Genomic DNA, 11,774 nt, shown 5'->3' with positions numbered 1-11,774 from the left:
CCAGCGCTCGCCGTAGCGCTTGGCCTGGGTGCTCTCCAGCGATCGGCGAAACCCGATCCCGGCGTCGCTCACCGCGATCACCGCCACCCGGCGCCCCAGCCGGCGGCGGAACGTATAGGCCTGCACCGCGACCCATCCGCTAGTGCCGGCGTGCTCCACAATATTCTGGCATGCCTCCGAAAGCGCCATACTGAATCGCAGCGTCGCTTTCATCTCCAGGCCCAGCTCGCCGTGCAGGATGCGCGACGCGCTCTCGGATATTTTGTCCACCACCGCGTGGACGTCCTCGGTGCCGCGCACCGGCGTGACGTCGAGCAGCACGTCGGACGGACCCGTCGCGGTTGCCTTGGGCACTTTCCCGTGCAGCTCGAAGAGCTCCGCGGCGTAGTGGAAGAAGCCGGTCCGGGCCCAGTAGCGTTTGACCTCGTCGCTGGTGGGCACGGTGAAGAGCGGCCTCTCCCGTTTGGCCTCGGCCAGCGCCTGTCCCGCCGTGAGCATCGTGACCAGCCCGAACGGCGAGGCCCACTGAGCGCCGCGGGCATCGACCAGGATCTTCTCCTCCGGCGGCCAGGCCCCGAACCCGCCGGCGAACTGCTCGAAGGAACGGTCGTCGAACGTGGCGGGGACCTCGATGACTCGGGTCACAGGGTCAGGAGCTCGCCGCGGAGATGACGGGCCAGTCCGCCGGCCCCGCGAAAGGCGGCGTTGCGTCCGGCCATGAGCGAGGCATGGCGAAGCGCGCTCTCGACCGGATCCCCCGCCAGGAGCCGGGCGCAGGCCGCCGCGCCGAACACGTCGCCGCAGCCAGTCGGGTCGACGGCATCGAGCACAGGCGCAGGGATGAGTGCCGTCCGCGCCGCCAGACCGCTGATTCCGAGAGGGGAATCCGAAGCCGCTACGCTCCCGGCCGGCCCGGCCTTCCATCCGTCGAACCCCGGCCCGGCCACGTACGCTGCTCCTTTCGGTCCAAGCGTCACGACCAGCAGCGACGTGCCGGCACTGAGCGCCTGGGCGCTGAGCGACAACGGGTCCGGCGACAGCTGACGCATTTCGTCCTCGTTCAGCTGGACGACGTCGAAGCATTCGAACCAGGCCGTCGGATCGGCCAGCGGCCGGAGCACCCGCATCCCATCGTGCTGCATGCCGAGAAAGAGGCTGTGCAGGTCGGCGTAGATCGGCCCACCGAATCCCTGGCGCAGCGCCTGGGCGGTACCCAGACAGAGCTCGAATCCGGAGATGAAGTTGAGATAGACTGCGTCGAGATCCCGGACCATCGGGCCCAGCTCGGCCCAGGTCCAGGCGGGCACGCCGCCGGACATCCGCTCGCAGCGCCGCTCGCTCGACTGGTAATGCAAGACCACCCGGTTGTTGGGAGTGGGGACCTCCACGCACCGTCCGCCGGGCGTGAGCCGGGCCAGACCCCGGAGGAGATCCTGCGCCTCCTGGGCGAGGTCCCGGCCCACCTTGATCAGTGGAACAATCTCCCAGTCGGGCGGCAGGCTGGCATCGAGGCCGCCGAGCGCGTAGGCGATGCCGCCCCACTCCTCGACCGGCGGAGCCAGCGGGTCCCGGCCATAGATGAGGTCCCAGACCAGGGACCCGACCACGCCGACCTTAGGCACCCGCGGCCGTCTGGTCGAGGAACACGCGCGCCGCGCCGTACACGCCGGCCGTCCCCGCCAGCTCGCCCGGCACGATCCGGCACGCGGTGACCGCCGGCTTGAACGCCCGCCGCGCCACCTCGCGGCGCATGGGGACGAACAGGTGATCGCCCGCCAGCGTAACGCCGCCGCAGACCACCACCACCTCGGGATTGAAGATGTTCAGCAGGTTCCCGATGCCGACACCGAGAAACTTGGCGGTGTCGTTCACCACCTCGAGGGCGAGCTCGTCCCCGTCCTTCGCGGCCTGATAGACGGTCTGCGCCGTGAGCTGCCGCAGGTCGCCGGCTACATACGCGGGCAGCCGGCTTTCGGCGCCCGCCTCCAGGGCTTCGATGGCGCGAACGGCGATGTTGGGACCCGACGCGTAGGCCTCGAGACAGCCGTAATTGCCGCACTTGCAGCGGCGCCCCTCGGTGTCGATCGTGGTGTGGCCGATCTCCCCGGCCACGTCGGAGGCTCCGTGATACAGCCGGCCGTCCAGAATGAGCCCGCCTCCGATGCCGGTGCCGATGGTGATCCCGATCGCGTGCCGCGACCCGCGTGCCGCGCCCACCCACCATTCGCCTAGCACGGCGCAGTTGGCGTCGTTGTCGAGCGCGGTCCGGAGTCCCAGGCGATCGTGAATGATCTGCCGCAGCGGCATGTTGACCCAGCCCAGGTTGGGCGTGAGCAGCACCACTCCGCTGCGGGTGTCCAACGGGCCCGGCGCGCCAACGCCCACGCCGAGGATTTCGGCGCCGGGCACCTCGCTCCGGGTCCGCTCGACGGCGCGGGCGGCGAGGGCCACCAGGCGGTCGAGCACATCGCTGGCCCCCGCTTCGGCATGGGTCGGCTCGCTGTCCAACGCCTGGAGCGCACGGCCATCCTCGGCCACACTCCCGACCACGAGGTTGGTGCCGCCGATGTCAATGCCCAGAACGAATCGCACCCCGCACCTCCCCGGCAGTCACGGCGGCGATCGCCGCCCGGACCCGCTCGACCGAGAGTTCCCGCATGCAGCGGTGATGGCCCAGGGGACAGACCCGGGGACCGTGGGACGAGCAGGGCCGGCAGGAGAGCCGGTCGTGCTCCACCACTAGGTCCCTCGGCCCGCGCGGGCCGAAGCCGAACGCCGGCACCGTCGGTCCGAACAGGGCCACGATTGGGGTTCCCACCGCCGTCGCGAGGTGGAGCGGGGCCGAGTCGTTGGTGACCAGCACGCCGGCCTGCTCCAGTAGCGCCGCCGCCGCCCGGAGACTCATCACGCCCGCCGCGCTGTGGGCTCGGCCCGGTGCGGCCGCCAGGATCTCGGCGGCGAGCCCCGCGTCATCGGCGCTCCCGAGCACGACGATGGGCCGATCGACCGCCGCGGCGAGCTCCGCGAAGTAGGGCCAGCGCTTGGTGCCCCAGATCGATCCCGGGGCGAGCGCGAGGAAACCGGGGCCGAGCCCCCGCTCACCCAACCAGGCCCCCACCGCCGCCCGCTCTTCAAACGTGAGCGCGATACTCACCGCCGGCGGAGCACCCACCACCGGGCCTGCCAGGTGCACCAGCCGCTCGACCTGGTGGCCGCGCTCCATGGCCGGTACCCGCGTGGTATAAGTAACCGCGGCCGGGCTGTCCGCGAAGCCCGTGCGCTCGGAGGCTCCGCTGAGTAATGCCAGCCCGGCCGAACGCCATGAGCCATGCGGGAGGTAGACCCTGGCGTAGCGTCGCGCGCTTAGCCGGCGACCCAGGCGCCACAGTCCGGCGGCGCCGCGGTCCGCGCCCCGCTTGTCGTAGGGAATGACCTCCGCCACGGCGGGATGAGTTTCCAGAAGGGGCGCCGCGGCCGGCGTCGTCACCACGTCCAGCGAACCGTGCCGCTCGCCCAGGACCGAGAGCAGTGGGGTCGTGAGCACCACATCCCCCAGAAACGCCGTCTGGATGACCAGCGTCTCCGCCCTCATTCGACCTGCAGCACCGCCAGGAAGGCCTCCTGCGGGATCTCCACCGCGCCGATCTGCTTCATCCGCTTCTTCCCCTCTTTCTGCTTCTCGAGGAGCTTGCGCTTGCGGGTGATGTCGCCGCCGTAGCACTTGGCAAGGACGTCCTTGCGGAAGGCCGAGATGGTCTCGCGGGCGATCACCTTGTTGCCGATGGCCGCCTGGATGGCGACCTGGTACAGCTGGCGCGGAATCAGCTCCTTGAGCTTTTCCGCCACCTTGCGGCCGTACTCCTGCGCCTTGTCGCGGTGGATGACCACGCTGAACGCATCGATCGGATCGCCGTTGATCAGCATGTCCAGCTTCACCAGGTCCGAGTCGCGGTATCCCGCCATCTCGTAATCCAGCGATGCGTAGCCCCGGGACAGCGACTTGAGCTTGTCGTAGAAGTCGAGCACGATCTCGCCCAGCGGAAACTCGAACTGAAACTCCACCCGCGCGGTATCGATGTAGTGCATCCCCAGGTACACCCCGCGCCGCTCCTGGCCCAGCTTCATGATGCCGCCGATGTACTCGGCCGGCGCCATGATCCGCGCCTTCACGTAGGGCTCGTCGATCCGGTCGATCGAGGCCGGGTCGGGCAGCTTGCTCGGATTCTCCAGCAGCACCATCTCGCCGTCGGTGGTGTAGACGTGGTACTCCACCGTGGGCACCGTGGTGATCAGGCTGAGGTCGAACTCCCGCTCCAGCCGCTCCTGCACGATCTCCATGTGCAGCAGGCCGAGGAAACCGCAGCGGAAGCCGAAGCCCAGCGCGGTGGACGATTCCGGTTCGTGCTGCAGGCTGGCGTCGTTGAGCGAGAGCTTCTCCAGCGCGTCCCGCAGGCCCTCGTACTGCTCCGAGTCGGTGGGGTAGATCCCGGCGAAGACCATCGACTTCACGTCCCGGTAGCCGGGCAGGAGCTCGGCGGCGCGGTCATGGGCGTCCAGGATGGTGTCGCCCACGCGGGCGTCGCGCACGTTCCGGAGGCTCGCGACCAGGTAGCCCACCTCGCCCGCCTCCAGCTCGTGCGCCGGGTGCTGGCCCAGCTGCAGATACCCCACCTCGTCCACGTGGTACACGTCGTCCGGGTGCGCGCCGAAGGCGATCTCCATCCCCTCGCGCACCGTGCCGTCCACCACCCGAATGCTGGGGATAGCGCCGCGGTACCGGTCGTAGTACGAGTCGAAGATGAGCGCTCGGAGCGGGGCGTCTTCCTTGCCCCGCGGTGCTGGGACCCGGGCCACGATCGCCTCGAGCAGCTCCGGCACACCGGTGCCCTCCTTGGCGGAGACGGCCAGGATCTCCTCCCGCCGCGCGCCGATGAGATCGATGATCTCCTGGGCCCGCCGCTCCGGCTCGGCGCCGGGGAGATCGATCTTGTTGAGCACCGGGAGAATCTCCAGCCCCGCGTCCATCGCCAGAAAGAGATTGCTCAGGGTCTGCGCCTGCACGCCCTGGGACGCGTCCACCACCAGGATGGCGCCTTCGCAGGCCGCCAGCGAGCGGGACACCTCGTAGGTGAAGTCCACGTGACCGGGAGTGTCGATCAGGTTGAGCTCGTACTCGACGCCGTCCTTCCCCCGGTAGCGCATCCGCACCGCGTTGAGCTTGATGGTGATCCCCCGCTCCCGCTCCAGGTCCATCGTATCGAGGAGCTGGTCGCGCATCTGGCGCTTCTCCACCGCGCCGGTCGCCTCGATGAGGCGGTCGGCCAGCGTCGATTTACCATGATCGATGTGCGCGACGATGCAGAAGTTGCGGATGCGGGCTTGAGACATGGCGGGAATATAAGGGCGGAGAGGACGGAGAGGACGGGCAGGACGAGGCGGTGGGGTGTTACTCTTCGGGCGTGACCACACCGCGTGTGCCGCCCGCCCCGCCCGCACCGTCCTCTCCACCCCCTGTGTCTTCCTTCTCCACGCACGATGCCGGCATGCTGCTGGTCTGTCTGATCTGGGGCATCAACTTCGGGGTCATGAAGCTCGCCATCGGACAGATGCCGCCGCTGGCGTTCACGGCGGTGCGCTTCCTGCTCGCGAGCCTGCTGCTCTGGGTGGTGCTGCGACTGACCGAGGGCCCCCTCGCCCTGCCGACCGCGACGTTTCGGCAGCTGGTCGTGCTCGGCGTGGTGGGCAACACCCTCTACCAGCTCACCTTCATCCTGGGGCTCGCCCACACCACGGCCACCAACAGCTCGCTGCTGCTCTCCACCATGCCCACCGTGGTGGCGGTGTTCGCCGGAGCGCTGGGACTGGAGCGGGTTACCGCCAGGATGGGCTGGGGCATCGCGCTCGGCACCCTCGGGGTCGCCCTGGTTATCGCGGCCCGCGGCGTCGGATTCTCCGCGGGTACCATGATGGGCGATCTGCTCACCGTGCTGGCCGTCCTCTGCTGGGCCGGGTACACCCTGGGCCTGCGCGGCCTCCCCTCGGGCCTGAGCTCTCTCCGGGTGACCACCGTGACCACCATCGCCGGGGCGCCCGGGCTGGTGCTTGCCGCCATGCCCGGCATGATCGGGCTGGACTGGTCGGCGGTCCCCGCCACGGCGTGGATGGCGATGGCGTATGCTACGCTGTTCTCCCTGGTGCTGGCGTACATCCTGTGGAACCGGAGCGTCCAAGCGGTGGGGGGCACCCGTACGGCAGTCTATATGTGCGTCACCCCGCTGGTGGCCGCCACTGCCGCATGGGTTCTGCTCGGCGAACGGGTCCATCCGCTGCAGGGATTCGGTGCGGTTCTCATCATCGCCGGGGTGCTGTTGACTCGAACGCGGGAGGGCGCCGCCTCAGGATGAGGCCGGACCGGCCGCCAGCTCCTCCAGCCGCGCCATGGCACGGCGCAGGTGGGGGATCACGATGCTCCCGCCGACCACCAGTCCCACCGAGAAGATCTCCAGGAACTCCTCCCGGGTGACCCCCTCCTCGTGACAGCGCACGACGTGGTAGGTGACGCAGTCGTCGCAGCGCAGCACCAGTGAGGCCACGAGGCCGAGCATCTCCTTGGTCCTGGCACCGAGCGCCCCGGCCTCGTAGGCCCGTCCGTCCAGGGCGAAGAAGCGGCTGATCGTCAGATTGCCGGCGCCCAGGATGAGATCGTTCATCCGCGACCGGAAGGCGTCGAACTCCGCCAGGCTGCCGCTCACGACGCGTCCTCCACGATCTCCCGGTAGCTCTCCGGCTTCCACCGCGGCCGCTGGGGTGCGTTCCCCAGCTCCTGGCCGAGGTAGAACAGCAGCCGGAGGATCCGGGCCTCCTTCTCGCTGTTGATCTTGTCGGGCGAGTCGGTCACCTGGTGATAGTCCGGGTGCACTCCGTTGAAGAAGAAGAGAATGGGCACGCCTTTTCGAGCGAAGTTGTAATGGTCGGAGCGGAAGTAGAACCGCTCCTCCGGCCAGATGTCGTCGATCGCGGTCATCCGCAGCTCCGGATGAGCCCGGTTCACCCGCTCCAGCGTGCGGCCCAGGTCCGAGTGCTCCTTGCCGATGGCCGCGATGGTGTCCGGCCAGTTCCGCCCGATCATGTCGATGTTGAGGTCGGCGACGATCTGGCGCATCGGCACCGTGGGGTGCTCGCTGAAATAGCGGCTGCCCCACAGACCCTTCTCCTCGCCGCTCACGGTGAGGAAGACGATCGATCGCTTGGGCCGCGCCCCGGCATGGCTGAAGGCTTCGGCCAGCTCGATGACGCCCACCGTGCCCGAGCCGTCGTCGTCAGCCCCGTTGTTGATGCTGTCCGGCTGGCCCGGGGTGATGCCGATGTGGTCCATGTGAGCCGAGTAGATCAGGTATTCGTGCTTGAGCGTCGGGTCGCTGCCCTCCAGGATGCCCACCGTATTGGGAGCGGTGAGCGCCAGGAGCACGCTGTCCCGGAGCTCCACTGATAACCCAAGGCCCGGCACCTCCCGCATCACCGGCACCGTGGACGCGCGCACCTGCTGCAGATCGAGCCGCGCCGAGCGGAGCGCGGACGCCACGGCGTATTCGCCCACCTCGACTACCGGCGGGCTCACCAGCTTGAGATCGAGGCTGGTCCGCGCCGCCGACTGGCGGGGGATGCGCTGGCTGTACGGCAGGGAGTCCACGTTGGCAACGACGACCACCGCCTTCGGCGCGGCAAGCCGAATGGCTTGGATCACATGCGCCGCCGTCCGGTCCACCGGTTTGGAGAAGTCGGGGACGTAGAGGACCATCCGGTCGCGCAGCGGCATGTGGGCCACCGCGTCGGGTGTGAGCGCCCCGCCCAGGAGCAGCGCCGGGCCGCGGGGCGCGTGCTCCGGCACGGTGCCCTGGAGGAACCGCGCGGACTGGTCGAGCCGTGCTACGGTATTCACGCCCCCGCTCTCCAGCACCACCCGAGACCGGGCCAGGTCGAACTGCCGGCGGGTGATCGGATAGCGCTGGAACCAGGTGCTGTCCTCGCCGCCGGGCGTGAGCCCGAAGCGGCGAAACTGGTCGGCGACGTACTTCGCCGTCGCCTCGAGTCCCGGGCTCGGCGTGTCGCGGCCCATCATCGAGTCATCGGCGATGACCCCGATCCGGTGGGCCACGTCGGCCGCGGTGATGCTGGCGGCGGGCGCCGGCTTCGCGTTTGAGGTCTGAGCCGCGACGGGGCCGGCCACCAGCGCCAGGCCGGCGAGGGCGAAACGACGCATGTCGATGAGTTTCCGGTGAAGGACAGGGTGAATGCCGACGGAACCGCGGGGGAAGATAGCGGGGCGGAGCTTCAGGGGCGCCGGCGTCGCAGCTCCGGTTCCCCGGTGCTCCGCGGGGCCCGCTTGAGCCCCTCGCGCACGGCTCCGGTGGTGTCACCCGCGTCCCGCCGGCGCTCCTCGCGCCGTTGCTCCTGCCGGCGGCGCGCCTCGATCAGCGGGCGGACCGGCGAGAGATCGGGGGCCGGGTCGCGCCGGAGATTCCGACCCATCGAGGGGAGGCCGGGCGCCGCGATGGTGCCGGGCCCGCCCACATCCTCGCTGGTGCGACCGCGATCCTCATCATCGTCGCGCCGGCGCCGTTCCTCTCCCGCGCGGACAGGGACCCGGGTGATATAGCTGCTCCGCGGATCGGCGTCGTGAAACACGTAGCGAGGGCCCAGCCGTTGCGGGCGATCGACCACCACGTTGCGGCCGTTGCCGGAACGGTACGGGTAGTAGCGCGGGTCGTCCCGGATGACCATCCGGAACCGGGTGCACGCGGTGCGATAGGGATCCCACTCGTCGTACCCGGCGTAGGCGTGACAGTCGTAGCAGACGAACCGCGGATAGTCGTAGCGGTGCTCCACGTAATACGGCACCACGTCGTAGTCGTACACCCCCTCCGGCGCGATCCGCTTGGCCAACGCGGTGAGGGCGACATAGGGATCGCCCCGGACCCGGCCACCGTCGATCCGGCGGGAGTCCCAGGTGTCGCCCCGGGTGAGGTCGTCGAAGTCGAGCGGCGAAGCGGAGGCGACAGCGAAGAGGTATCCCATTCCCGGGAACTCGTCCACCGTGAACGACCGGCGCCCTCGGTCGGGGCTCACCTCGAAGGCGCGGCCCTCGGCGACGTAGGTGTCGCCCCAGGGGTCCCGCGGAAAGAGCACCCGGATCCGGCCGTCGGTGTCCACCCGGAGGACGGCGACGTAGGCGGGCTGATCCACGCTGAGGAAGACCAGGGCCGACTGCCCCCGGGCGTAGGGCTCGTCCTGATCGGTCCAAAGCGTGATTCGCCCGGCCGCGGGCGATGAGCGGACGTGGTCTCGAATTGTTGCGGGAGTTTGGAGCGGGAGGCTGGCGAGCAGCATCCACCCCAAGGTGACGAGCATGTAGCCTCCGGGCGCTCCGGGTGTATCCCCTCCATGGCAGCAGGCGGTGTGCCAGCCAGAGGTATCGGCATAAAATACGTTGGAGTAAAGCTTTGAGAACGCGAGGCCAGTTCTGCCACCCCCGCTGCTGTCCTTGGGACCGGACGCGGCTTCCCCAGATCGTCCCGGATTGCCTCGGGACCTCGACCCCGATACGATTGAACTCTGCATGCATCCGCCCGCCGCGCTCGCACCCCACGGTCGTCCCGATCTGCTCGATCCCCTCGAGGTCGCGAAGCTTGGTGGACTGGAGGTGGTGACGGAAGGGGTGGTCGAAGGCTTCCTCACCGGACTCCACCGCTCGCCCCGCCGCGGATTCTCCGTGGAGTTCGCCGAGCATCGGATGTACCAACCGGGCGACGATCTCCGCTACGTGGACTGGAAGATCCTGGGCCGAAACGACCGGCTCTACGTGAAGCAGTTCGAGGAGGAGACCAACCTCCGGGCGATGGTGGTGTGCGATGCCAGCCGCTCGATGGCCTGGACCGGGGCGCCCGGCACGGTGCTGCCCAAGCTGGCGTATGCTCAGCGGCTCATCGCCGCGCTGTCGCTGGTTCTGCTGCGGCAGCGGGACGCGACCGGCCTCATCACCTTCGACGACGAGGTACGGACCGTCCTGCCGCCCCGGGCCCGGCTGAGCCATTGGCACCAGCTGCTGCAGACGCTCAGCACGCTGGAGGCGGGACAGGGGACCGCGGCGGAACCCGCGCTCCGCCGGGTGGTCGACCAGCTCCGGCGGCGCGGGCTGGTCGTGTTCGTCTCCGATCTCCTGCTCGACCGCGGGCTCGCGCTCAAGGCACTTCGCTTTCTTCGCCACCGAGGTCATCAGGTGCTGGTGCTCCACATCATGGATCCGGCGGAGGTCGCGCTCGGCGGACCGGCGGAAGCGCGGTTCGAAGACCCCGAGACCCGCGCCTCGGTGGTGCTGCGCCCGCGTGATTGGGCGGGGGCGTACCGGGACACCGTGAACACCGTGGTGGGGGAATGGCGGCTCGCCTGCCGCCGGCATGGCATCCGGTACCATCGCGTCATTACCGATACCCCCTACGGCATGGTGCTGCGCGAGGCACTGGCTCCCTCGTCCCGGGCGGCATGATCGGCTTCCTCCATCCGTGGGCCCTCGCCGGACTCGCCGCTACGGCCATTCCGCTGCTGCTGCACCTGCTCGCCCGCCGTGAGCCGCCCACCATCGTCTTTCCCGCCGTTCGCTACCTCATCACGACCACGCGGGAGCACCAACGCCGGCTCAAGCTGCAGCATCTGCTCCTGCTGCTGCTCCGGACCCTGCTGCTCGCCGCGCTGGTGCTGGCTGCGGCCGGGCCGACGACGCCCCGAGGGGGCGTGGCGGGCCATGCCCCGAGCGCCCTGGTGCTGGTCGTCGACAACTCGGCCAGCAGCGGGGCCATCGTCGCGGGCACCGCCCGGCTGGCTCAGCTCCAGTCGGCCGGGCGCGCGGTGTTGGCTCGGGCCACGCCGGACGACGCGCTCTGGCTGCTCACCGCCGACGGCGTTCCCCGCCGGGGAGACCGGCAGACGCTCGGCCCCGAGCTCAACGCGCTCACCGTCTCCTCCCGGCGGCTCGATCTCGGCGCCGCCCTCGGCTTGGCGCGCGAGATCCTCGCGCCGGAGAACCGTCCCGGAGAGGTCGTTCTGCTCACCGACCTGCAGGCGAGCGCGGTTTCGCCGGGAGATCCGGGAGTTCCGCTCACGGTCGGCCGCCCGGCCGACCCGCCGCCGCACAATATCGGGATCTCGCGCCTGGAGACCGGGCCGCAGCCGTGGGCCGCCACCGGTGGACGGATTACGGTGACGATCACCGGCGATTCCGGCCCCACGGTCCCGGTGGCCGCCCAGCTCGGGACCCGGCCGGCAAGGCAGGCCCTGGCCCGCTTCGGGGGCCACGCTGTGCTGGCGCTTCCAGGCGTGCCGGTCGGCTGGTGGATCCTTACGGCGGAGCTCGATCCCGACGAGCTGCGCCTCGATGACCGCCGGGTGGCAGTGGTGCGGGTGGCGCCGGTGGCCCGGGTGAACTGGGACTCGGGCGGGCGATTCGTGGCCGCGGCGTGCCAGGTGCTCATGACCAACCACCGCATCGCCAGCGGCGACCAGGTCACCGTAGGGCGCCTGGGACGAGGCAGCTCCATCGTGCTCCCACCGGAGGACCCCGCCGCGATCGGTGCCTTGAATCGCTCGCTCGCGGCCCGCGGGGTGACGTGGAGCTTCGGGGCGCCGGTCGCCGAGCCGGCCAATAGCGACAGCGGTCCGCTGCTGGGTCGGATCCGGGTACAGCGGCGCTACCGGCTCGAGTCCAGAGAGAGCGGGCGTAC

General features: G+C 69.8%; 11 protein-coding genes. 3 read left to right on the top strand and 8 right to left on the bottom strand.

Features of this window, described 5'->3' with window-relative positions; genetic code table 11:
* From VHR41_20215 to lepA, 5 genes are all read right to left on the bottom strand, one after another.
* The coding region (locus tag VHR41_20215) for a hypothetical protein (GenBank protein ID HEX3236528.1) at nucleotides 1–645 on the bottom strand (645 nt) is incomplete at its 3' end.
* Complete coding sequence (locus VHR41_20210; GenBank protein HEX3236527.1) at nucleotides 642–1,622, bottom strand: carbohydrate kinase family protein; 981 nt, start codon at nucleotides 1,620–1,622, stop codon at nucleotides 642–644. The genes VHR41_20215 and VHR41_20210, both read right to left, overlap by 4 nt.
* A complete protein-coding gene (locus tag VHR41_20205) occupies nucleotides 1,615–2,592 on the bottom strand; it encodes an ROK family protein (GenBank protein HEX3236526.1) in 978 nt (325 codons plus the stop codon). Before VHR41_20205 ends, VHR41_20210 begins: the two co-directional genes overlap by 8 nt.
* A complete protein-coding gene (gene waaF / locus VHR41_20200; GenBank protein ID HEX3236525.1) occupies nucleotides 2,570–3,592 on the bottom strand; it encodes a lipopolysaccharide heptosyltransferase II in 1,023 nt (340 codons plus the stop codon). The genes VHR41_20205 and waaF overlap by 23 nt, the downstream gene beginning before the upstream one ends.
* Nucleotides 3,589–5,388: a translation elongation factor 4 gene (lepA, locus tag VHR41_20195; GenBank protein ID HEX3236524.1), complete on the bottom strand. Its 1,800-nt coding sequence runs from the start codon at nucleotides 5,386–5,388 to the stop codon at nucleotides 3,589–3,591. The genes waaF and lepA overlap by 4 nt, the downstream gene beginning before the upstream one ends.
* A gap of 155 nt (nucleotides 5,389–5,543) precedes the next feature.
* Here lepA and VHR41_20190 point away from each other — a divergent pair, with 155 nt between their 5' ends.
* The gene (locus VHR41_20190) at nucleotides 5,544–6,404 is read left to right on the top strand and encodes a DMT family transporter (GenBank protein HEX3236523.1); all 861 of its coding nucleotides are present in this window, start codon (nucleotides 5,544–5,546) and stop codon (nucleotides 6,402–6,404) included.
* Here the strand turns inward: VHR41_20190 and VHR41_20185 are convergent.
* The 3 genes from VHR41_20185 to VHR41_20175 all read right to left on the bottom strand — a co-directional run bounded on the left by VHR41_20185 (nucleotide 6,396) and on the right by VHR41_20175 (nucleotide 9,408).
* Complete coding sequence (locus VHR41_20185) at nucleotides 6,396–6,752, bottom strand: carboxymuconolactone decarboxylase family protein (GenBank protein ID HEX3236522.1); 357 nt, start codon at nucleotides 6,750–6,752, stop codon at nucleotides 6,396–6,398. The two genes, VHR41_20190 and VHR41_20185, sit on opposite strands and share 9 nt — an antisense overlap.
* Entirely contained in the window at nucleotides 6,749–8,260 is a 1,512-nt protein-coding gene (locus VHR41_20180) for a M20/M25/M40 family metallo-hydrolase (GenBank protein ID HEX3236521.1), read from the bottom strand. Before VHR41_20180 ends, VHR41_20185 begins: the two co-directional genes overlap by 4 nt.
* Before the next feature lie 71 nt (nucleotides 8,261–8,331).
* Nucleotides 8,332–9,408, bottom strand: coding sequence for a DUF4384 domain-containing protein (locus tag VHR41_20175; GenBank protein HEX3236520.1), 1,077 nt, complete (start codon nucleotides 9,406–9,408; stop codon nucleotides 8,332–8,334).
* Nucleotides 9,409–9,616: 208 nt separating this feature from the next.
* Here VHR41_20175 and VHR41_20170 point away from each other — a divergent pair, with 208 nt between their 5' ends.
* Together VHR41_20170 and VHR41_20165 are read left to right on the top strand one after the other, a co-directional pair.
* Complete coding sequence (locus VHR41_20170; protein HEX3236519.1) at nucleotides 9,617–10,543, top strand: DUF58 domain-containing protein; 927 nt, start codon at nucleotides 9,617–9,619, stop codon at nucleotides 10,541–10,543.
* The coding region (locus VHR41_20165; GenBank protein ID HEX3236518.1) for a BatA domain-containing protein at nucleotides 10,540–11,774 on the top strand (1,235 nt) is incomplete at its 3' end. The genes VHR41_20170 and VHR41_20165, both read left to right, overlap by 4 nt.

The sequence above is a fragment of the Gemmatimonadales bacterium genome (genome assembly GCA_036265815.1).
In the GTDB taxonomy this organism is placed as follows: Bacteria; Gemmatimonadota; Gemmatimonadetes; order Gemmatimonadales; family GWC2-71-9; genus CAVVWJ01.
The sequence above is the reverse complement of the archived record's forward strand: the minus strand, read 5'-3'. Positions and strand labels throughout refer to the sequence as shown.